Raw genomic sequence first — 21,166 nt, 5'->3', positions numbered from 1 at the left:
AAGTTAATCAGTTTGTGAATTGTGAAGTAGTCGCGGTGATTGCTTCACAGCGAGTCCAAAGTCAGAAAAACCCCGGGGATCGGCTCCGGGGTTTTTTTTGTTTAATTTTTGATTAACTTTTTTAAAGTGTATTTGCTGTAGCCACAATAATTGCCTATGATAGTAATAAGGGAGATTTTCCGGTGGCTAATAAAGAGAACAGTGAAAAATATGAGCTTTTCAAGGATGTGATGGAGCATCGACTCCAACAGGCCGACATACGTCAGGTGCTGAATCAGCTTTCCTTGGAAGAACGTGATTTTTTTGTCGAGACGCTGACAGGAACTTTCGACAAGTTGAACGCTGTTCTGGAGGTTACACATCAGGTGTCGGATATCCTGACGCTTGATATCCTGTTCACCCGCCTTGTGGAACTGACTACCGAGGCATTGCGCGCGGACAGGGGGACGATTTTTCTCAATGATCCAGAGACGGGAGAATTGTTTTCGCGTGCGGCCATGGGGGAATTGACCCAGGAAATCAGGTTTCCCAACCATTTGGGTATAGCAGGTTCCGTTTTTACTTCTGGAGAGTCGATCATCATTGATGATGCCTACGCCGATCCCAGATTCAATCCGGAAGTGGACAAAAAAACAGGCTATCGCACCCGCAATATAATTACCGCTCCCATACGGGGTAAGGATGGCGTTGCCGTGGGTGTGGTCCAGTTGCTCAACAAGCATGAAAATAATTTTTCCGAACATGATCTTTCCCTGCTGGAAGCCATGGCCGCTCAAGCTGCCTCGGCTCTGATCAACGCCCAATTGTTCGAGCAGGTTACCCGTGCCCGTAAGGAAGAGACGCAACTTCTGGAGGTCACTAAGGCCATTTCCAAGGAAATTCATCTCAAACCCCTCATTAAGAGGATCATGTCCACCACATCCATGCTCCTTGAGGCTGACCGCAGCACTTTGTTTTTGAACGATGAAAAAACAAATGAATTATGGTCTATGGTTGCGCAGGGAATGGAGACAAAGGAAATACGTTTCCCCAACCATCTTGGCATAGCCGGATCGGTTTTTACATCCGGAAATACGGTCAATATTCCTGATGCGTATGCAGATTCACGGTTTAACCCCGAGGTGGACAAGAAGACCGGGTACAGGACCAATACCATTTTGTGCATGCCGGTGAAGAACAAATCCGGAAAGGTTATTGGCGTGGTCCAGTCCTTGAACAAGAAGGGCGGTCCGTTCTCCGGTGTCGATGAAAAAAGGCTTCATGCTTTTTCGGCTCAGGCTTCTATAGCAATTGAGAATGCGACGCTTTTTGAAGAAGTCCTGACCATGAAAAATTACAACGAGTCCATGCTTGAATCCATGGCCAACGGCGTGGTCACATTCAACGAGGACGGGATCGCCGAAAAATGCAATTCATCTGCGGAGCGTATTCTGGAAATTCTCGAAAAGGATATCCTTGCCAAGAAGGCGGATTCTTTATTTGTGGATGATAATGAGTGGATTGCGAACGCTATTCACAAAACGGTAACCGAAAATACGATTGAGTTGGTCATGGATGCTGAACTGTCCATTCTAGGCAAGCTCAAATCCGTGAACCTATCGACCAAGCCTCTGGTTAATTCCAAAGGTGTAAATCTGGGTGTACTGCTCGTTATCGAGGATATTTCGAATGAAAAGCGGCTCAAGGGTACTCTGGCCCGGTACATGACCAAAGAAGTGGCCGACCAACTCATGAACAATGAGGCCATGCTTGGTGGTCAACTCAAGGAGGCTACGGTCTTTTTTTCCGACATCCGCAGTTTTACCACACTGTCCGAATCCCTTGGGGCACAGGAAACTGTCTCCATGCTCAATGACTATTTTACCGATATGGTGGAAATCCTTTTCGAACGAGGGGGGATACTGGACAAATACATCGGCGACGCAATTATGGCCGTGTTTGGCACCCCCTTTGCGACGGATCGCGATGCTGACCACGCTGTTTTGTCGGCTATTGAGATGATGCGTTCCCTGCGAGATTTCAATGAACGCCGCCTCAAGGAGGGGCATGATCCTATCGATATCGGAATAGGCCTGAATACCGCTCCGGTGGTCGTAGGAAACATCGGGTCTCTCAAGCGCATGGATTACACCGTAATCGGTGACGGGGTGAATCTTGCGGCCAGATTGGAGGGGGCTAACAAGTTGTACGGTTCCCATATCCTGATCAGCGAGTTTACGGTAGCGGCTCTCAAGGACGAATATCTACTGCGGGAAGCTGACCTGATTCAGGTTAAGGGTAAAACCGAGCCTGTGGCCATTTATGAGGTGCTTGATTATGCCAAAGAGGAAGAGCATCCTCTTATTCGTGAGGTGGTCCGCACCTTTGCCCATGCTCTGGAAGTCTATCGCAATCGGGAGTTCGATTCCGCGCGGATGCTCTTCAAGGAATGTTTAGCGCTTTTACCCGGCGACAAGATGAGCGCAATGTACATTGATCGATGCGATCATTTTCTCGCTACTCCGCCACCAGCCGATTGGGACGGCGTTTGGGTCATGCAGAGCAAGTAGACAGCAAACAAAGTTCGTTTGATTAACGCGCCACCTTCCCAATCAACCGATCCATATCCATGTAATCCGAAAACTTATACCAAGGATCATCAAGCTTAACGGCAGTCTCGATCTTATCGCTCACATCACCTTTCCGGAATTTTCTCATCATAAAAGCGGCGTCGGCCCGTTCGTCAAAGGCGGCAAAGAAATCTATTTGCGCTTGAGTCAACTGATCGTAATTTTTCGAATTGAACACTTTGCTTGCCAATTCTGCATCAACTTCCGCGGCGTAGCCTATGGATATTTTTTGTTTTGAAGAAATAAGTTTGGTGCAGATGCGGATCGCAGTATACACGGGCAAGGTTGCGAAGCCGCTTTTGCCCGAATTGGGTTGGACAAGGAAAGTGCGGCAGTAATAGCGGTCTCCGGCTATTTCCCGTGTGTAAACACCGGTGTTCGGCAATTTTGCCCCCGGAACTTTTTTAGGATGTAACTCCCAGTCCTGCCTCACGTTAATGAGTTCTACCCATGCCCCCTCTTCGCCGTCCCGGCCAGAGTAGTAATAGCTGTGTACATTTACGGCGTTCTTGCTTGTCTTGTACTCTCCCCAATATTGCAGTCCATTGAATTCAATGGTCAAAGCCGGAGACTTGGTGGAATAAAAACCGTGCCTGCCGGGAATTTTACGGGCTGCGGTACATCCGGCAAGGATCAGCGTTGCCAGCAGCAAAAGCAGTGCGAGAAGTATCTTCATAATTCTGGTCCGGCTCCGGTTTCAGGTTGTATTCTAAATACTGTTCAAGTCTTTCAGGATGGTTTCAGCTGTGCGCGCGGCCACGCCCGGTTCGCCGATCATCTCCCGTAATTCTTTTAAATCACCCCTTACTTTTTGGGCAGATTCAGGAGCGCTCACCCACTGGTGTATTTGTTTGTAGAAATTATCCGCAGTAGCGTTCTCCAGCAGGTATTCCGGGAGGATGAGTTTGTCCGGGATGATGTTGGCGAGACTGACGTATTTAATATCGAGTATTTTTTTGGCTAAGAAGCCGCTCAGCGCGGACATTTTATAGGCCACCAGTGTAGGGGTGCCGATAAGAGCGCACTCCAGAGTGGCGGTACCGGAAGCAGCCATTATAGCATTGGCATTGCGCATCAGGCGGTATCTGTTTTCCGGCTGGTTGATGGTTACCGGGATGTGGTCCGGCCAGAAGTGACGCAGTTTTTCTTCTTTTACTCCCGGTGCGCGGGCAATGGAAAATTTCAGCTGCGGGAAATCCTTGGAGAGTTTTTCCGCTGCTGCAGCAAATTCCGGGAGCAGGGATGAAATCTCCTTGCTGCGGCTGCCCGGAAGAATTCCGATCAGGTTCGGGTCCGGATCGATGGCGTCCAGTTCCTCAAGGGGCATGAGGTCGAGCAGGGGGTGTCCTACGTACAGGGCATCAACTCCGCGGTCTTTGAAAAATTGCTGCTCAAAGGGCAGGATGCACAGAATTTTGCGTACATGCTTTTGCAGGAATTTTGCCCGTCCCTGCCGCCATGCCCAGATTTGCGGGGTGATGTAGTAATAGACGGGAATGTCCAGTTTGCGGGCGATTTTAACCAGTCTGAAGTTAAAGTCCGGGCAGTCGATAAGGATGATTGCTTTAGGGCGTTCCGCTTTGAGGATGTCCCCGATCTGTCCGAAGAGTTTGAGCAGACGGGGCAGCTTGGGCAGGACTTCGGTCAGCCCTACCAGTGAAATCAACTGCATGGGATAGCGGATATCGCAGCCCGCTTTTTCCATTGCCGACCCGCCCATGCCCATCACCTTCAGGCCGGGGTCGCGCTCCATGAGTTCTTTTGCGAGCCTTGCCCCGTGCATATCACCGGAAGCTTCTCCCGCATTAATCCAGATACTGTTATTTTTAATGGTCATTTTTTATTCTCATAAATGTGGTTTAAAGCCGGACAATACGTATGCAGTCATGAAAAAGCAACGGTGTGTGGTCATTTCCGAGAGTTGTTACTTTTTGGTTTATTGCCGCAGTTTATAAGGGGAACCGCTTGCAATTATGGAGAAAATAGTGTTATGGGCCAGTATGGTGTGAAGAATTTTTTTGTATTTCATCTAAATTAAGGAGTACTCGATGGCTCAAAAGAACGTAAAGAATATGATGGGCGTTCTGTCCGGGGTTTTTGCCCATACAGGTCACCTTTCTAAAGAAGAAGCTATGCAGATGGCAGGCATGGACGAAGCAGAGTTCAAGAATGTTTACGACAAAGCTGCAAATGTCGTTAAGAAGCTGGAAAGCTATGACACTGCAGCTGAAAAATATGACAAATTTTCAGAGCACCTTTGGGAAGAACTTCAGGAATACGTGAAGAAGTTCGGTCCCTTCGGTGTATAGTAACTTCCTTTTCTAACGTGAAAAAGGGGAGATTTTCGATCTCCCCTTTTTTTATATTAAATACCAATTCCAGAACGGTTCGGCGTAGAGTATTGTCAGCATGGACCCCAGCGCCAGAAACGGGCCGAACGGAATCATTGACCCGTATTCCTGATCCTTATCCACCGCCATCATGACCAGTCCGGCAATCAGGCCGGTAAAGGCCGAGACCGTGATTACCAGCGGCAGGTTCTGCGGTCCGGCTAATGCCCCGATCATGAACATGATCTTCACATCCCCGAGGCCCAGTCCTTCCGTGCCCTTCAAACCGCGGTAAAGCAGTCTCAGAGACCAGAAAAGTCCTCCTCCTATACCTGCGCCAAGTAATGCCCCTTCCCAGCCTACGGGGGTAAACACGGCTGCACAGGGAATGGCTGCTATGGAGCCGGGGATGGTGATGATGTCCGGCAGGATGAATGTTTTCAGGTCAATGAACGAGGCTATGATCATCAAGCCACCGAAAAACATATACACCAGCCATTCTGCCGAAGGGCGGAAGGTAAGCATGAGCAGCACTGCCCATGCAACGGATACAAGCTCAATTACGGCATACATCGGGCTGATTTGTTGTTTGCATGATGAACATCTGCCACGCAGCAGCAGGTAGCTGATGAGCGGGATGTTCTCATACCAGCGGATGGTGTGCCCGCATTTCGGGCAGGTCGAGCGGCGCGGGTTGGTCAGGGTTTGACCGTTAATGTAGCGGAAAACAGCACAGCCATAAAAACTGCCTAAAACCGCCCCGATAAGAGCTGCTGCAGCTATAGGAAAAATATTTATTGAAATTAGATGCATGTTGACCTTGGATAACTTGAAGATTTAGGGTGTCCCTGCAAAACAGTTGTGTCTGACTTATTTTGTAAAAAAGTGGATACGACACTTAGGATAATTGAACAAGCTTTCTACGGAGACATAAAATGGGCGGCAAATATAGATTCATACCGGAATTGAGTGCACAGGAACTTGCTGATAAACAGCTGCAAGGATTGAAATGGACCGTAGCGCATACTGCCGCCAACAGCCCTTTTTATCAGGCTCAGTATAAAGAGCAGGGAGTTGAAGCCGGCGATATTAAGTCTCTTGAAGATCTGCAGAAACTTCCTTTTACCACTGCCGACCATCTTAAGGAAGGCTATCCGCTGCCGCTGCTTTCCGTTCCTGAAGAGGATGTCGTGCGTATCCACGGTTCCAGCGGGACCACCGGAAAGCGCAAGATTCTTTCTTACACCCGCAAGGATATTGAAACATGGAAGAACATGTTTGCCCGCTGTTACGAACTGGCCGGACTGACCACCCTTGACCGCGTGCAGGTCTGCGTAGGCTACGGGCTCTGGACTGCCGGGGCTGGGTTCCAGCTCGGTTCGGAACATTTCGGGGCCATGACCCTGCCTGTGGGACCCGGGATGCTTGAAATTCAGCTCCAGATTCTGGAAGACCTCGGAGCGACCTGCCTGTGTTCTACTGCTTCCATGGCCCTGCTGCTCGGAGAGGAAGCCCAGAAAGCCGGTATAGTGGAGCGGCTCAAGCTCAAGCGTTGTATCTTCGGAGGGGAAGCGTGCTCAGCTAAGATGCGCAAGCAGTTTGAGGAAGCTCTCGGTCTTGAATCGAGCCATGATATTTCCGGCATGACCGAGCTTTACGGTCCCGGCGCCGGTATCGAATGTAATGCCCATGAGGGGCTGCACTACTGGGGTGATGAGTACATCGCTGAGATCATTGATCCGGTAACTCTCAAGCCCGTACCTGAAGGTGAAGTGGGTGAGCTGGTAGTCACCACGCTGAACAAGGAAGCTTCGCCGCTGGTCCGTTACCGCACCCGTGACTTGACCCGGATCATCCCCGGTGAATGTTCCTGCGGTTGCTCCATGCCTCGTCATGACACCATCTCCGGCAGAAGTGACGATATGTTCATTTTTCGCGGAGTTAATATTTATCCCGGTCAGATCGCTTCTGTACTGGAATCTTTCCCCGAAGCCAGTTCCGAATACCAGATATATCTTGAACGCCGTGAAGGGTTGGATCACATGTCTGTGCGCGTTGAACGTATGCCTGAGGCTTCCGAGTCCGATGATGCAAATCTTGCCAAGGCCATCTGCGCTGAGATCAGGAAATATATCCTTGTGCGGGCCAATGTGGAAATCCTCAAGCCCGGTTTGCTTCCCAGAAGTTTTGCCAAGACCAAGCGTGTTTTTGACGAAAGAATGTAGAAAAGGGTGCCGGATAACCGGCACCCTTTTTATTGTCTTCCTGAAATGTAATGTTAAATTCCGTATTTTGCCATAATTTCCTTATAGGTTCCGTTGGCTTTGATCTCACTCAGCCCCTTGTTGAATGCACTGATGATTTCCTTATGGCGGGGATTACTCAGGCCGCATGTGACATGAAGGTCATTGCTTGAAAGGGCGTTCTTGGTAAATTCTATCTTCGGGAGGAGTGAGCTGTCGGTTTTTTTGATAGTTGCCTTTGCCACGAGTTCGTCTTCTAAAGCGAGGTCAATTCGACCAGTTACCAGTTTTTTGATGTTAGTCATGAATTCTGTTGCAGGTTCACGTTCAAAGGCAGGATCGTTCATAAATTCAGAACTGTATCCGTAGCCCCTGACTATCCCGACTACTTTTCCGGCAAGACTGGGCAGGCCAGTATATTCGAAGGTTTCACCTTTCCGCTTAATGAATTTTACCTGATTACTGGCATAAGGGTCACTGTACGCGAGATATGCTTTTCTTTTGTCTGTCATCCATGTGTTAGGCAGAATATCGTATTCTCCGTTTTTTACCCCTTCTTCTGCTCTTACCCAAGGAACAACATCAAGTTTAACCTCATATCCTTGAGTCTTGAATGCTGCCTGGCAGATTTCAATCGAGAGTCCCTGTGATGCTGAATCCGGGTTGATAAATGGAAGCCATGGATCAGCCGCTGCAGTAATTACCTTCGGTCCTGCATGGGCTGTTGTGGAAAGCAGCATTGTCATGATGAATAATAATACGGCAAATTTTTTCATGTTTTTCTCCTGAGTAAGGGGTAGATAAAAAAACGAGACCAACACTTCCAATAGTTATCTGAAACAATACCTGAAAATAAGGATGATAGACAATCTGTTTTTGAGATGGACATAAGAAAAGCCGCCGGATGTAACATCCGGCGGCTTCTAATATTCTATAAGCAGAAGAGACTATCTGTGACGTCTGTCATCACGTCTGTCGTCACGACGTCCGCCACCGCGTCTGTCATCACGTCTGTCGTCACGACGTCCGCCATCACGGCCACCATCACGTCCGCCACGGCCACCGCTGGGGCGTCCGCCGCCCATCTTGAATTTTTCAAGATCAACTTCCTGTCCGGCCTGTTCCATGAGCCATGCCTTACGGGAAAGACGGATACGTCCGTTAGGCTGTACTTCAACAACCTTGACGGTGATTTCCTGACCAAGCTGAACAACATCGGTAACTTCTGCGATGCGTTCAACGTCGATCTGGGAGATGTGCAGCAGACCTTCGAGACCGGGCAGGATTTCTACAATCGCGCCGATTTCGAGAATCTTTTTAACGGTACCCACGTAGTTCTTACCAAGTTCTGCGGTCTGGTCGTAGTACTGAACCATTTCCACAGTTTTCTTGAGGGACTCAAGGGTGGGAGCGAAGATGGAAACCTTACCGGAATCTTCAATGTCGATGTCGGCTGCGGTTTCAGCAGTGATCGCCTTGATGTTTTTACCGCCTGGTCCGATGAGATCACGGATCTTCTCGGGGTTGATCTGCAGTACTTCCATCTGGGGAGCGTTAACAGAAAGTTCAGCTCTGGGCTCGGGCATGGTCTTCTTCATGTCATCAAGGATGATCTGGCGAGCTTCCTTGGCCTGTGCCAGTGCTCTGCGCAGAACATCGGCGGGGATACCGCTGATCTTGATGTCCATCTGAATTGCGGTAACGCCTTCTTCAGTACCGGCAACCTTGAAGTCCATATCGCCGAGTGCATCTTCATCACCGAGGATGTCGGTGAGTACGAAGTACTCGTCGCCTTCCTGGCAGAGCCCCATGGCAATACCTGCAACAGGTGCGCTGATTGGTACACCTGCGTCCATGAGGGACAGGGTGGTACCGCAAACGGTGGCCATGGAGGAAGAACCGTTGGAGTCCATTACCTCGGAAACTACACGCATGGTGAAGGGGAAATCGTCAGCAGAGGGCAGAACCGGGCGCAGTGCGCGTTCAGCGAGTGTTCCGTGACCGATTTCGCGGCGGGAAGGCGCACGCAGGAATTTAGCTTCACCCACGCAGTACGGGGGGAAGTTGTAGTGCAGCATGAAACGCTTGGTGTCTTCACCGATCAGGGTTTCAAAGCGCTGCTCATCACGGGTGGAGCCCAGTGTGCAGACAGCGAGAGCGGAAGTCTCACCGCGGCGGAACAGGGCGGAACCGTGGGTCATGGGCAGGTTGCCCACTTCCATGGAAAGATTACGTACTGTGGTCAGGTCACGGCCGTCGATACGAACGCCCTGCTCAACAATGCGTTTGCGGACAATTTTCTTTTCGAGGTCAGCCATGGCATCGCCAACAGCTTTAGTTCTTTCAGGTTCTTCGGGGAATTTTTCCTCGATCATGGCCTTGGCGTTAGCTTTAACTTCAGACTTTGCAGCCTTACGGTCCAGCTTGCCGGGGATGGCCAGAGCTTTGTCCAGATCAGCTGAGAAGCTTTCGGTAACGAGGGTGATGACTTCGTCATCTTTTTCCGGTTCGGCAACTTCCAGCTTGGGGCGGCCTACTTTTTCGCGCAGAGCGTCCTGCAGGTCGAACATGGGAGCCATCTGCTCGTGACCCCATTCCAGTGCTTCTGCAATGGTGTTCTCAGGCAGGAACTGGGAGCTACCTTCAACCATGATCACAGCGTCGCGGGTAGCGGCGAAGACGAGGTTGAGTTCGGACTGTTCTGCAACGCCTTTGTAGGTGGGGTAGAGAACAAATTCGTTGTTTACGAGACCTACACGTGCAGCAGCAACGGGACCGTTGAAAGGAAGGTCGGAGATGTGCAGTGCTGCAGATGCACCGGTCATAGCCAGTACATCGGGGTTGGTGTCGGTATCAGCGGAAAGAACGGTTGCAATAACCTGTACTTCGTCGCAGTAAGCTTTGGGGAACATGGGGCGGATGGGGCGGTCCATGAGACGGGAAACAAGGGTCTCACGGTCGGAAGGACGGCCTACTTCACGGCGGAAGTAACCACCGGGGATGCGACCTGCAGCGTAAGTTCTTTCAAGGTAGTTACAGGTCAGCGGGAAAAAGTCGCGCGGACCGTCAGCGGGCATACCGACAGCAGTAACGAGAACAACGGTGCCGCCGGACTTGATCAGTACGGTTCCGTTGGTCTGGTTAGCCATACGTCCGGTTTCCAGTGTGATGTCGAGATTGCCGACATGACCGGTTACGGAGGTGGATTCAAAAGGTACTAACATTTAGATTCCTCACTAAATAAGTTGTAATGTCGGAACCCGGTGCTGTCCGAATTTTCCAGCCGGCTAAGGGAGGATTTCATTGCGGGGATGAACCCCTTCCTCAGCCAACTAAAAATTGTTGCAGGAGAGCACGGATTCCACTGTTGGATTCAATCTAACTACCATCTATATGATGTGAAGTCAGATGGAAATACAAATGTGTGAATATTTATAAAAAAAAGGGGAGGGTAAACCCTCCCCCGAAACTGCTTATTTGCGCAGACCAAGTCTTGCAATAAGATCACGGTAACGCTGAATGTCTTTGGACTTCAGGTACTTCAGGATGTTTCTGCGCTGGCCGACCATTTTCAGCAGGCCGGTGCGGGAGTGGAAATCCTTTTTGTGGCTCTTGAAGTGGTCGGTCAGGTATTTGATTCTTGCAGTAAGAAGAGCAACCTGTACTTCAGGGGAACCGGTGTCACCAGGTTTGGTCTGGTATTCTTCAATAACTTTTGCCTTGTCTTCAGCAGTCATAACCATAGCGTTATCCTCCAATCCGCGTCAGAGCGCGAATGTTTAGTTTGTGCCGGAAGTTGAAATTCCCGCGGGGAATCAGCCCCACAGGCCGCGAAGAATTACCCAGAGAAGCTTGCCGTCGATTTGCTTTGTCTCCATTAGAGCCAGAGCTGTACCGTCGGTTTCAAGGAACATAGCCCTTTCACCTTCGATAATTTCCTGATCAGCAGCAATATCCCCGACAGGTATTCTTGCTCCGTTCTTGATGGCTTTGGACATGTTTTCCGAAATGGTAAACTTGTGCCAATGCGGCAGGGCATCCGCAAGCGGGATGATCCGTGCCTCAAATCCATCAGGATCGGCAAGAACCTCATCGAGGTTGTGCGCTTCGCTCAGCCTGAAAGGCCGGCTTTCTTCACGCCTAAGTGATTCCATTACCGCGCCACATCCGAGCCGCGACCCCAAGCTATGGACCAGGGAGCGAATGTAGGTGCCGGCAGAGCACCCAACTCGGAAACGGGCCATCGGCAGACTCACTTCCAGCGGTTCTGCATCAAATATTTCAATGCTCTTGATTTTGACCGGGGTTTCTTCCCCTTTTCTGGCCAGTTCATAGAGCGGTTTGCCATTATGCTTTGCAGCCGAATAGGCAGGAACTTCCTGACTAGTCAAGTCATTCCAGTGTAAAATTTCATTTTCCACCATTTTTTCCGTAATTCCGGAAATGTCCCCAGTGGAAGTCTCAGTGCCTTGGATATCGTAAGTATCTGTAGTTCTACCAATACTTAAACTTCCTGTGTACACTTTATCATGTCCCAGCAGATAAGGCCCTAACTTTGTGGCCTGACCGAGCATTACCAGCAGCACACCTTCTGCCAGAGGATCAAGGGTGCCGGCATGGCCTATCTTGTACTGCTTTAGTTCGCGTTTGATGGAATTGAGGCAATCAGTAGAAGTAGGACCGGACGGTTTGTTCAACACCAGAACGCCATGCTTCTGGAACGGGCTTGTTTTAGGCTTTCTTCCCATACTCTAAATACTTTTAACTCATAACTTTATCACCGATAGCGGTAATGAGTCTTTCGCGCACGGTGTCGGGGGTGTTTTCAATAAGTCCGCCGCTGGCATTCTTGTGTCCTCCGCCTCCGAAGAGGGAGGCTACGACCTGTACGTTGTCACGTGATTGTGAACGCAGGCTGAATTTGTAGCGCATGGGACTGTCTTCGCGGATAAGCACTGCCACGCGTACTCCCTGAATGCGCAGGATGAAGCTGACCAGTCCTTCACAATCAGGCCCGGATGCACCGGCCTCATCCAGCATTTCCTGCGGGATGAAGAGCAGGGCGGTCTGTCCTTCATGATGCATTTCAATTTTGCCCAACGCAGTGGCCCAGAGGTTTATGCGCTTCATGGTCCACTGGTTGCGGATTTTGGGTACGAACTCACCGAGATCAAGACCGTAGCGGATGATGTCCGCAATGATTTCAAGGGTCTCGGGCTTGGTGTTGTTGTATGTGAAAAATCCGGTATCAGTGGCAATGGACAGGTAGATGGATTCTCCGAGTTTGCCGGAGAGAGAAATTTTAAGTTCTCTGGCAATAAGGGTGATCATTTCACCTACTGCCGGACGGTTGGTGTCCACCCAGTTTACGGCAGCAAATCCCGAATTACCCATGTGATGGTCGATGTTAATGGATTTTTCCGGATCAAGGGCGTTCATGAGTGTTTCACCCATGCGCGGCGCGTCACCGCAGTCAAGGACAATGTACCAGCCGTCAAATCCCTTGGGGATTTCAGTCTGGATTGGGGATGGAGTCTCAAACCAAGCCATTGCTTCTGGCTTACCACTCTGATTGTAGAGGCGGTAGCGCTTACCGAGCTTCTCAAGGATATAGCCCATAGCGGCTGTAGAGCCCAGGGCATCTCCATCTGGATTGAAATGAGCGGCTACGAGAAAGTCGTCCTCTTCTTTAAGAATCCGACATATCTCTTTCAGTCGAGCTTCCATAAACCATCTCCTCAAGGAAGTTGTCGTGCACGAACCTGAGTTCGGGAATCTGGCGGACGCGGATACGTTTGCTCAGTTTGCTGCGCATATAGCCTTTGGCTTTGTCCAGAGCTTTGACCGCAGCAGCAATTTTTTCCTTGTCCCCGGCCATGGTGAACATCACCTCGGCTATTTTATTGTCTTTGTTCATACGTACTCCGCTAATGGAAACCATATCCAGACGCGGGTCGCCGATCTCTTCAATGAGCATTGTGGCAATTTCGCGCATGATCTGGTCGCCCATTTTAACGGAGCGGCGTGATGTCGAAGTCTTCATTATAATTAGTCCTCAAAAAAAGTTAACCTGATCATAAAAGATCAGGAACTGAAAATTTCTGTTTCGCAGTGGATAAGCTCTGCCGGAGCCATAGCCTCAATCATGGCTAAGGCCTTGGAAAGCGTGCTTTCAACTTTGCGAGTTTCGTTGGCGACAGTCACTGCAGCGAGTACCAGCCTTTCATGGGAGTCCATTGCTTCAACTTCAGATACCGAGAGGTTGAATTTGTTTCGAAGCTTCTGCTTCAGGCTGAGGGATACCTTGCGTTTTCCCTTGAGTGATCTATTTCCGTGCAGTCTGAATTCCAGTGACAGTACGCCGATTATCATAGCTGTAAATTTTAAAACAGGGACGGACCTAAGTCCGCCCCTGATCATTTTATTCTTATTCGAGGGTTCTTGCTACTTCAACAACTTCGAAGGCTTCAATTACATCGCCTTCCTTGATGTCGTTGTATTTTTCAAGACCGACACCACATTCGTAGCCTTTGGCAACTTCCTTGGCGTCATCCTTGAAGCGTTTAAGCGAAGTAAGCGATCCGGTGTAGATAACCACGCCGTCACGCAGCAGACGAACCTTAGCATGTCTGGTCAGCTTGCCGTCGATCACGTAACAACCGGCGATAACGCCGACTTTGGGTACGGAGAAGGTCTGCTTGACTTCTGCCTGACCGAGGTACTCTTCCTTGATGTCCGGAGAGAGCATGCCGCCCATAGCGTCTTTGATTTCTCCGACCAGCTTGTAGATGATGTCGTAGAAGCGGATTTCCACTTCTTCGCGCTCTGCAATTTCCTTGATCTTCACAGTCGGTCTTACGTTAAAGCCGATAATGATTGCCTGTGAAGCGGAAGCCAGCAGGATGTCGGATTCAGTGATCGCACCGGCACCGCCGTGGATAACTTCAACCTTGATCTCATCAGTAGCCAGTTTGGCAAGGGCTTCGTTAATAGCTTCAAGTGAACCCTGTACATCGGCTTTAAGGACAACGTTAAGAGTCTGTGCATCCTGATCCGGTTTGGAAGCGAGGAAGGACTCAAGGGTAACCTTGGATTTTCCTGCCAGCTCACGTTCACGGTGCTTGAGCTTACGTTCCTGAGCAATGCGGCGGGCGATTTTATCGTCAGCTACGCAGATGAACTCGTCACCGGCTTCGGGAATACCGTCAAAACCCTGAATCTCTACCGGGAATGCCGGACCGGCGGTCTCGATCTTGCGGCCGCGGTCATCAAACATTGCACGAACACGGCCATGGTAAAGACCGCAGACAAAGGGATCACCCTGATTAATGGTACCTTCCTGGATGAGGACGGTTCCAACAGGACCACGGCCCTTGTCGAGCTTAGCTTCAACAATGTTACCGCGGGCCCCCTTGTCCGGGTTGGCCCTGAGCTCGAGAACTTCAGCCTGCAGCTGAACCATTTCGAGCAGGTCATCAAGACCGGTACGCATTTTCGCGGAAACAGGAACGAACATGGTGTCGCCGCCCCAGTCTTCGGGAACGAGGTCGAATTCAGCCAGTTCGCGCTGTACGCGCTCGGGGTTTGCACCTTCCTTATCCATCTTGTTGACTGCAACAACGATGGGTACGCCGGCTGCTTTAGAGTGACTGATTGCTTCACGGGTCTGATCCATGACGCCGTCATCAGCAGCTACAACGAGGATAACAATGTCGGTAACCTGTGCTCCGCGCATACGCATGGTGGTAAACGCTTCGTGACCGGGAGTATCGAGGAATACGATCTCACCGCGGTCTGTGGAAACGTGGTACGCACCGATGTGCTGAGTGATACCGCCAGCTTCGCCATCGGTAACCGCACTATGGCGGATGGCATCCAGCAGGGATGTTTTACCGTGGTCAACGTGACCCATGATGGTCACGATAGGCGGACGGGGCTTGAGGTTCTCTTCCTTGTCCACATCATTTGCGGGCAGGAGCAGTTCCTCTTCGGAGTAGGATACGTTTTCAATTTCGTATTCAAACTCGGAAGCAAGCAGGGTCGCAGTATCAAGGTCAAGGGACTGGTTAATGGTTGCCATTACACCGAGACCGAAGAGGGCCTTGATCAGTTCCTGTGCTTTCAGGCCCATCTGGTGGGCCATGTCGGAAAGACGGATGGCCTCGTTGAACTTGATTTTACGCTTGGCTGCCTTGAGGGGCTTCTGCTGAACAGGAGCCTGTTCGGGACGGCCTTTGCTCTTGCGGCCTTTCTTTTTACCGCGGAACTTGCTTTCGAGGTCTCTTTCGCTATCGTCTTTACGGTAATCCTTACCGAATTCGACGACACGTCTATCCTTTTTAAACTTTTTCTTCTTGCTCTGATCATTGCCGGGTTCCGGAGCGCCGGGAACGGGTCTTCCTCCGCCTCCTTCATTGCCTCCGGGGCGGGGACCACTAGGTCTTGCGCCAGCGGGGCCACCGGGACGACCGCCGCCGGGGCGTCCGCCAGGGCCTCCGGGACGACCGCCGGAAGGTCTACCGCCACCGGGTCCGCCGGGACGGCCGCCGGAAGGTTCGTCTTCAGAAGGACGTCTTCTAGCTCCGCCCGGACCTTCTGCTGCACGCTGTGCTGCCTGAAGGTTGGGATCAGGTCTGGAAATAATTTTTACTTTGGGCGCTTCAATTTCTTTTTTCTTTTTGCGCTTTTTCTTTTTAGGCTCGGCTTCTTTAGCTTTATCGCTTTTGTCTTCTGCGTTCTCTGCAGTTTTTTCTACCGGTTCAGCAGCAGGTGTGTCTTCAACCTTCTTTTCTTCTGCTTTAACGGTTTTTTTAGCCGGAGCTTCAGCAACGGGTTCTTTGTCTTCGACAACCTTAGCGGCGGGGGGAGTCTCCACTTCGGGTGCTTTGGTTTCTTCTACTGCGGGGGCTTCTTTTTTCTCGATATCTTCAGGCTTGATTATTTTTACCATGGGCTTTTCGCTTTTAGCGGGAGCCTTTTTGGCAGGCTTTTTCTTTTCAGGAGCCTTTTCTGTTGCTGCTTCCTGCTTTTGCTCAGCAGGAGTTTCTTTTTTATCTTCTGCGGGAGCCTCGTTTTTAGTTTCCACTTCTTCGGCTTTTTCTTTGCCGCGACCGCCTTTACGACGGCGTACGATTACACCGGGCTGAACCTCGCGCTGTTCAACTTTACCGGACTTGCCGGAGAGTTCCTTGCGGATGGTCTCAGCCTGTTCCGCATCAATGGCGGCTACAGTGCTTTTAGCCTGCACACCGATTTCGCGGAGTTTTTGAAGGATGTCTTTGGTATTGACCCCGAGCTCGGCGGCCAATTCCTTTACTTTGATTTTTGAAGCCATATGGTTCTACCCCCTGAAGTTCTTCTTCCGTGGCCGAAAAAATTTAAATCTTTCAAGGCATTTGTCATTGCCGCAGACGTAGTAGCCTCGGCCCTGCATTACCTTTTTCTCATCCGGAATAAGCTCGCTGTCGGAAGCCCCCTTGCCCACAACGAACCTGAACAGTTCTTCTTTGGCAAAACGCTGCCTGCAAATGACACATGACCTTGTCGGTTCATGTTTTTCTGTGCTGTCCTTTCCGGTCAAATACAACTGCCTTTATTGAATCTCCGGGGTTGCCCCCGGAGTTTATTATTCCTTAGATTCCTGTTCTTCGGATTCTTCGCCGGCGGTTTCTTCAACCGCATCTTCCGCCTGTGTAGTTTCTTCGACCTGAGCTTCCGCTTCAGCAGTGGCTTCGGTTTCAGTCTCTATCACAGCATCTTCAGCGTCACCGATGCCCAGCAGCATGATTGCGGACTTCATGTCCGATACCTTGGAAGGAGTCATGCCGGAAATGGACATGAGAATTTCCTCGGAAGCATTGGCAACCTGGCTGACGGTTTCAAATCCTGCGGAGAGGAAGTTATCAACCGGAATTTCAGCAACACTTGCCAACTGGTCAAGGCCCTTGCTTGCGGCGTTCATTTCGCCGTAGCGGCTTTCTGTGAAGACATCAATCTTCCAACCCAGAAGTCTGGAAGCAAGCTTTACGTTCTGTCCCTTGCGGCCGATAGCTACGGTAAGCTGGTCATCGGGAACAACCACTTCAAGGGTTTTCTCATCTTCGTCCACAGCAATTCTGGTGATTACAGCAGGGGAGAGAGCGTTCTGGGCATACATTGCGATGTCCTGGCTCCAGACAACGATATCAATACGTTCACCGCGCAGTTCCTGAACAATGTTCTGGATGCGGGAGCCGCGGATACCGACGCATGCGCCTACAGGATCAACATCGCGGTCAAGGGAGTTAACAGCAACTTTGGCGCGCAGTCCCGGATCACGGGCAACGCCCATGATTTTAACGGTTGCATCGTCAACTTCGGGAACTTCCCTTTTGAAAAGTGCGGTCATGTAGTCAGGATGGGAGCGGGAAACAGTTATCTGGGGACCACGGGATTCTTTCTGAACATCAATGATGAAAGCTTGAACCCTGTCACCGCGTTTGTATCTTTCGCGGGGGATCTGTTCGCCCTTGGGCAGTACCGCTTCGGTGCGGCCGAGGTTGATAATCCAACCGCTACGGTCGCGGCGCTGAATGATACCGCTGACAATTTCATGCATGCGGTTTTTGAATTCATCGTAGATGATTTCCTGCTCTGCATCACGCATACGCTGGATAATAACCTGCTTTGCGGATTGTGCTGCGATCCTGCCCAGATCTTCGACTTTGAGTTTGAAACCCATTTCATCGTCGATCTGCACGTTGGGATCGTGTTCTTTTGCTTCTTCGAGTGTGATCTCGCTGATTTCGTCTTCAACTTCCGCAGCAACTACCTTGAACTGGTAGACTTCGATTTCGCCGGCATCTTCATTGAAGTTGACTTCGATATCCATGGCGTCGCCATATTTGCGGGCCACAGATGAACGCACCGCTTCTTCAAGGGTATCGATGAGCAGGTCTCTGTCGATCCCACGGTCCTTGCTGATCTGGTCAATCGCTTTTTTGAGTTCAGAACCCATATCGCTCCTCCGCTTCGGCACAATTTCCATGACACATGATCTGTGCCGACTAGCCGAATGACTGCCTTATTAATTTATTTAAACTCGTGGATGAGTTTTGCTTTCTTTATTCTATCCCATTCAATTTTAATGGGATCTTCCTGGTCTTCCAGTTTGATCTGGATACCTTCCTCGTCAGTTTCCTGAAGGAGGCCTCTGAATTTCTTGCGGCCTTCGATGGAGAAGACAAGGGCGATGTCCATTTTTCTTCCTACATAGGAGGACATCTGCTCCGGTTTGAAAAATTTTCTTTCCAGTCCGGGTGAGGAAACTTCCAGAACATATGCGCTGTCGATTACTTCTTCAACTTCAAGCATGAGACCTACATCCCTGCTTACTTCTGCGCACTGATCAATACTTACGCCATCTTCGCTGTCGATATAGATGATGACAGCCGGACGGTTGGCGGAAGTTACTTCCACTCCCCAGAGGGTCAGCCCCATTGATTCAATGGTCGGCTCCACGAACTGGCTTACTTTTTTGGCTAATGAGCCCTGTTCCACGACTTACCCCGTGCATCTGGTTTTCAGGCGGACAAAATAAAAAAAAGTGGACCTGAAGAAGGCCCACCTCAGCATCTTAACCCAACGAAAGGTTGAAAAATTGAGGCTGATGCGAATGTATGAGGTTTGCCTGAAACTTCAAAAGTCTAGATGTATGCCCGTTGGGAACACTGAGATACACCCGCACCGAGTTCAGCAACTTAGGCGTAACCCGAATCAATGTCAAGTCCTGAATGAGTGTTTGAGGTGAGGAACAAATAAGTGGGGATGGGACTTGCCCCGGTTGCAGGTCTGTTGATGAGTATCATTATATTATAGTAGCTGCAACCCGTTATCCTTTGACTTTAGCGTTTCATATAGTTAGATTTGACTTACCGTATTATGGATTTATTATTTAATTATACGGAACAGAATATTAAACAGGATAGAAAAAATGCCGGTACTTACTGACAATATCGTTGCAGGGCCCGCAGGGCACGTGCAGGCAGCGCCGGCTGCTACCTTTAGTGCCGGTCCGGCTGGCTCCACCGTACCCGGTCCGGCAGGACATGTGGTCATAACCCCGGCCACACAAGGTGTACGCAGTCTTGATGCTACAATTGCTTTTGAAGCTGAAGACGCAACTATGGGCTACCTCAGTCCTGATGCTACCCAAGGTGTAGTTCCCGAATTAAGGGTCGGCGTAGTGGTCCATCTCTCAGCCTGATAATCCTCCGACTGATTGAATCTGTCCCGGTCAAGTGTATGCTTGGCCGGGATTTTTTTGTTTCATGTCTTTTGGCATGTACTTTGCTTTGTTCTGTGCAGCAACTAATGCGGAGTAAATCCTCTTTCAGGAGAAAAGACATGCGATCCAGTATTTTCAGTGCCCTATTCGGGGCCATGTCCAACGAACACAGGATTGATATCAGCGCCAATAATTTGGCGAACGTCAATACTACCGGTTTTAAACGTGACAACTGTGCTTTTCAGGACACGTTTATCAAGTTCGCCCATGATTATGTGGCTGACGCCAAGCCATACCTCAGGGATAAAGACCTGCTTCCGGAAGCAAAAGTTATGGCCCGTCCCAGACTCTCAGAAGAAGTGATCGACATGTCGCAGGGCTCTTTCCAGAAAACAGGCAATCCGCTCGATCTCGCTATCCGCGGGGACGGTTTCTTCAAGGTTCAGAAGAACGGCGAAACTCTCCTTACAAGAAACGGTGTTTTTACCCTTTCATCCGAAGGAACCCTTGTTACTGAGCAGGGTTATCCGGTTATGGCCAATGGCGGAGAGGTCAACCTTCCTCCTCGTTCCAGAGTAGCCGTTGATGGCGAAGGAGTGATCTACGCTGATGGTCAAGAAGTCGGCAGGCTCGATTTTGTCCAGCCTGCAGATCCGCGCACCCTTAAGAAGCAGGGAGAAAACCTCTTTGTTAATGAAGGTGGAGAAATACCCGCAGAAGGTGAAGTTGCGCAGGGATACATTGAAAAATCAAATGTCGAAGTCGTCAATGAAATGGTTGCGATGATTGAATGCCAGCGCAGCTTTGAAATGTATCAGAAAATGATTACCACCACAGACCAGCTTGACCAGAAGGTCATTCAGCAGGTTGGTCGGGCAGCAATGTAATTAATTAAAACAGGGGGATATAGTTATGATGCGTTCACTCTGGACGGCGGCCACAGGTATGGTTGCCCAGCAGACTCACATCGATGTTCTTTCCAACAACCTTGCCAATGTGAACACTCAGGGGTTCAAAAAGAGCAGGGTGGAGTTCGAAGATCTCATGTACCAGACCATGCGAATTGCGGGTTCTGAGACCGAAGGCGGTAACAGACTGCCCACAGGTATGCAGATCGGCATGGGTGTAAAAGAGGTCAGCATTCACAAATTCTTCAGTCAGGGGTCTTTCGAAAGTACCGGTAACCCTCTTGATATCGCCATTGAAGGTAACGGTTTTTTTCTCGTAGACCGTAATGGTGAAGAAGCCTACACCCGTGCTGGTGCATTCAAGCTCGACAGTGATGGGCGTCTGGTTACCTCAAACGGTTATCCGCTTCAGCCTGAATTCACAGTGCCGACCGAGGCTGTAAACGTAGTTGTTTCCGAAGACGGCCACATTGCTGCAGTGGATAAAAACGGAACTGAACTTTCAAGCGCAGATATCACAATTTATGACTTCATCAACGAAGCCGGTCTGAATGCTGTAGGTAAAAACCTCTACGTTCCCACTGAAGCTTCCGGTGCAGCCATTCAGGGTACTCCGGGCGAAGATAATTTCGGTACTCTTGCTCAGGGATATCTTGAAGGCTCCAACGTGGAACTGGTTGATGAAATGGTCGGACTTATTGTCGGTCAGAGGGCTTACGAGACCAACTCCAAGGCCATCACTACTTCCGACTCCATGCTCCAGACAGCAATTAACGTTAAGCGATAGTAACTAACTGACAGGACGGGTTTT

At 50.1% G+C, this 21,166-nt stretch carries 20 protein-coding genes; 6 read left to right on the top strand and 14 right to left on the bottom strand.

What is annotated here, in order from left to right; all coding sequences use genetic code 11:
* Positions 1–182: 182 nt before the first annotated feature.
* Positions 183–2,549, top strand: a complete 2,367-nt coding sequence (locus ACKU40_RS10685) for a GAF domain-containing protein (protein ID WP_320172786.1) — start codon at positions 183–185, stop codon at positions 2,547–2,549.
* Between the two features lie 22 nt (positions 2,550–2,571).
* On the opposite strand, the gene ACKU40_RS10680 is transcribed toward ACKU40_RS10685, so the two are convergent.
* Positions 2,572–3,285, bottom strand: a complete 714-nt coding sequence (locus ACKU40_RS10680) for a hypothetical protein (protein WP_320172785.1) — start codon at positions 3,283–3,285, stop codon at positions 2,572–2,574.
* Positions 3,286–3,318: 33 nt separating this feature from the next.
* Complete coding sequence (gene lpxB, locus ACKU40_RS10675; RefSeq protein WP_320172784.1) at positions 3,319–4,446, bottom strand: lipid-A-disaccharide synthase; 1,128 nt, start codon at positions 4,444–4,446, stop codon at positions 3,319–3,321.
* A 211-nt stretch (positions 4,447–4,657) separates the two neighbouring features.
* On the opposite strand from lpxB, the gene ACKU40_RS10670 reads away from it, so the two are divergent.
* The gene (locus ACKU40_RS10670; RefSeq protein WP_320172783.1) at positions 4,658–4,918 is read left to right on the top strand and encodes a hypothetical protein; all 261 of its coding nucleotides are present in this window, start codon (positions 4,658–4,660) and stop codon (positions 4,916–4,918) included.
* A 51-nt stretch (positions 4,919–4,969) separates the two neighbouring features.
* Here ACKU40_RS10670 and ACKU40_RS10665 read toward each other — a convergent pair whose 3' ends face one another.
* A complete protein-coding gene (locus tag ACKU40_RS10665) occupies positions 4,970–5,752 on the bottom strand; it encodes a prepilin peptidase (protein ID WP_320172782.1) in 783 nt (260 codons plus the stop codon).
* Positions 5,753–5,874: 122 nt separating this feature from the next.
* Here ACKU40_RS10665 and ACKU40_RS10660 point away from each other — a divergent pair, with 122 nt between their 5' ends.
* On the top strand, positions 5,875–7,164 hold the full coding sequence (locus ACKU40_RS10660; protein ID WP_320172781.1) for a phenylacetate--CoA ligase: 1,290 nt from the start codon (positions 5,875–5,877) through the stop codon (positions 7,162–7,164).
* A 53-nt stretch (positions 7,165–7,217) separates the two neighbouring features.
* On the opposite strand, the gene ACKU40_RS10655 is transcribed toward ACKU40_RS10660, so the two are convergent.
* The 11 genes from ACKU40_RS10655 to rimP form a co-directional block, all read right to left on the bottom strand.
* Positions 7,218–7,958, bottom strand: a complete 741-nt coding sequence (locus tag ACKU40_RS10655) for a transporter substrate-binding domain-containing protein (RefSeq protein WP_320172780.1) — start codon at positions 7,956–7,958, stop codon at positions 7,218–7,220.
* Between the two features lie 171 nt (positions 7,959–8,129).
* Positions 8,130–10,406 (bottom strand): polyribonucleotide nucleotidyltransferase, encoded by a 2,277-nt coding sequence (gene pnp / locus ACKU40_RS10650; protein WP_320172779.1) that lies wholly within the window; start codon positions 10,404–10,406, stop codon positions 8,130–8,132.
* Between the two features lie 249 nt (positions 10,407–10,655).
* On the bottom strand, positions 10,656–10,925 hold the full coding sequence (gene rpsO, locus ACKU40_RS10645; protein WP_163292042.1) for a 30S ribosomal protein S15: 270 nt from the start codon (positions 10,923–10,925) through the stop codon (positions 10,656–10,658).
* Between the two features lie 72 nt (positions 10,926–10,997).
* Positions 10,998–11,930, bottom strand: coding sequence for a tRNA pseudouridine(55) synthase TruB (gene truB, locus ACKU40_RS10640; protein ID WP_320172778.1), 933 nt, complete (start codon positions 11,928–11,930; stop codon positions 10,998–11,000).
* A gap of 13 nt (positions 11,931–11,943) precedes the next feature.
* Positions 11,944–12,909: a bifunctional oligoribonuclease/PAP phosphatase NrnA gene (locus ACKU40_RS10635; RefSeq protein ID WP_320172777.1), complete on the bottom strand. Its 966-nt coding sequence runs from the start codon at positions 12,907–12,909 to the stop codon at positions 11,944–11,946.
* A complete protein-coding gene (gene rbfA / locus ACKU40_RS10630; RefSeq protein WP_320172776.1) occupies positions 12,872–13,225 on the bottom strand; it encodes a 30S ribosome-binding factor RbfA in 354 nt (117 codons plus the stop codon). The genes ACKU40_RS10635 and rbfA overlap by 38 nt, the downstream gene beginning before the upstream one ends.
* 41 nt (positions 13,226–13,266) lie before the next feature.
* Positions 13,267–13,554, bottom strand: coding sequence for a DUF503 domain-containing protein (locus ACKU40_RS10625; RefSeq protein WP_320172775.1), 288 nt, complete (start codon positions 13,552–13,554; stop codon positions 13,267–13,269).
* A 55-nt stretch (positions 13,555–13,609) separates the two neighbouring features.
* The gene (gene infB / locus ACKU40_RS10620) at positions 13,610–16,516 is read right to left on the bottom strand and encodes a translation initiation factor IF-2 (RefSeq protein WP_320172774.1); all 2,907 of its coding nucleotides are present in this window, start codon (positions 16,514–16,516) and stop codon (positions 13,610–13,612) included.
* A gap of 6 nt (positions 16,517–16,522) precedes the next feature.
* Positions 16,523–16,762: a DUF448 domain-containing protein gene (locus ACKU40_RS10615; RefSeq protein WP_320172773.1), complete on the bottom strand. Its 240-nt coding sequence runs from the start codon at positions 16,760–16,762 to the stop codon at positions 16,523–16,525.
* Positions 16,763–16,807: 45 nt separating this feature from the next.
* Complete coding sequence (gene nusA, locus ACKU40_RS10610; protein WP_320172772.1) at positions 16,808–18,178, bottom strand: transcription termination factor NusA; 1,371 nt, start codon at positions 18,176–18,178, stop codon at positions 16,808–16,810.
* A 74-nt stretch (positions 18,179–18,252) separates the two neighbouring features.
* On the bottom strand, positions 18,253–18,720 hold the full coding sequence (gene rimP, locus ACKU40_RS10605; protein WP_407944280.1) for a ribosome maturation factor RimP: 468 nt from the start codon (positions 18,718–18,720) through the stop codon (positions 18,253–18,255).
* A 433-nt stretch (positions 18,721–19,153) separates the two neighbouring features.
* On the opposite strand from rimP, the gene ACKU40_RS10600 reads away from it, so the two are divergent.
* The 3 genes from ACKU40_RS10600 (at position 19,154) to flgG (ending at position 21,142) form a co-directional block, all read left to right on the top strand.
* Positions 19,154–19,426 carry a hypothetical protein gene (locus ACKU40_RS10600; RefSeq protein ID WP_320172771.1) on the top strand — a complete coding sequence of 91 codons (273 nt, stop codon included), beginning with the start codon at positions 19,154–19,156 and terminating at the stop codon, positions 19,424–19,426.
* Between the two features lie 140 nt (positions 19,427–19,566).
* On the top strand, positions 19,567–20,334 hold the full coding sequence (gene flgF, locus ACKU40_RS10595; protein WP_320172770.1) for a flagellar basal-body rod protein FlgF: 768 nt from the start codon (positions 19,567–19,569) through the stop codon (positions 20,332–20,334).
* Between the two features lie 25 nt (positions 20,335–20,359).
* Positions 20,360–21,142 carry a flagellar basal-body rod protein FlgG gene (flgG, locus tag ACKU40_RS10590; RefSeq protein WP_320172769.1) on the top strand — a complete coding sequence of 261 codons (783 nt, stop codon included), beginning with the start codon at positions 20,360–20,362 and terminating at the stop codon, positions 21,140–21,142.
* The last annotated feature ends 24 nt before the right edge of the window (positions 21,143–21,166 follow it).

It is taken from the genome of Maridesulfovibrio sp., assembly GCF_963666665.1.
In the GTDB taxonomy this organism is placed as follows: Bacteria; Desulfobacterota; Desulfovibrionia; order Desulfovibrionales; family Desulfovibrionaceae; genus Maridesulfovibrio.
Note: the sequence above shows the minus strand (reverse complement) of the source record. Positions and strands in the feature narration are given on the sequence as shown.

Coding starts and splice junctions, on each gene's coding strand:
- ACKU40_RS10680 (WP_320172785.1), bottom strand. CDS start 3,285: ATGAAGATACTTCTCGCACTGCTTTTGCTGCTGGCAACGCTGATCCTT.
- lpxB (WP_320172784.1), bottom strand. CDS start 4,446: ATGACCATTAAAAATAACAGTATCTGGATTAATGCGGGAGAAGCTTCC.
- ACKU40_RS10670 (WP_320172783.1), top strand. CDS start 4,658: ATGGCTCAAAAGAACGTAAAGAATATGATGGGCGTTCTGTCCGGGGTT.
- ACKU40_RS10665 (WP_320172782.1), bottom strand. CDS start 5,752: ATGCATCTAATTTCAATAAATATTTTTCCTATAGCTGCAGCAGCTCTT.
- ACKU40_RS10660 (WP_320172781.1), top strand. CDS start 5,875: ATGGGCGGCAAATATAGATTCATACCGGAATTGAGTGCACAGGAACTT.
- ACKU40_RS10655 (WP_320172780.1), bottom strand. CDS start 7,958: ATGAAAAAATTTGCCGTATTATTATTCATCATGACAATGCTGCTTTCC.
- pnp (WP_320172779.1), bottom strand. CDS start 10,406: ATGTTAGTACCTTTTGAATCCACCTCCGTAACCGGTCATGTCGGCAAT.
- rpsO (WP_163292042.1), bottom strand. CDS start 10,925: ATGGTTATGACTGCTGAAGACAAGGCAAAAGTTATTGAAGAATACCAG.
- truB (WP_320172778.1), bottom strand. CDS start 11,930: ATGGGAAGAAAGCCTAAAACAAGCCCGTTCCAGAAGCATGGCGTTCTG.
- ACKU40_RS10635 (WP_320172777.1), bottom strand. CDS start 12,909: ATGGAAGCTCGACTGAAAGAGATATGTCGGATTCTTAAAGAAGAGGAC.
- rbfA (WP_320172776.1), bottom strand. CDS start 13,225: ATGAAGACTTCGACATCACGCCGCTCCGTTAAAATGGGCGACCAGATC.
- ACKU40_RS10625 (WP_320172775.1), bottom strand. CDS start 13,554: ATGATAATCGGCGTACTGTCACTGGAATTCAGACTGCACGGAAATAGA.
- infB (WP_320172774.1), bottom strand. CDS start 16,516: ATGGCTTCAAAAATCAAAGTAAAGGAATTGGCCGCCGAGCTCGGGGTC.
- nusA (WP_320172772.1), bottom strand. CDS start 18,178: ATGGGTTCTGAACTCAAAAAAGCGATTGACCAGATCAGCAAGGACCGT.
- ACKU40_RS10600 (WP_320172771.1), top strand. CDS start 19,154: ATGCCGGTACTTACTGACAATATCGTTGCAGGGCCCGCAGGGCACGTG.
- flgF (WP_320172770.1), top strand. CDS start 19,567: ATGCGATCCAGTATTTTCAGTGCCCTATTCGGGGCCATGTCCAACGAA.
- flgG (WP_320172769.1), top strand. CDS start 20,360: ATGATGCGTTCACTCTGGACGGCGGCCACAGGTATGGTTGCCCAGCAG.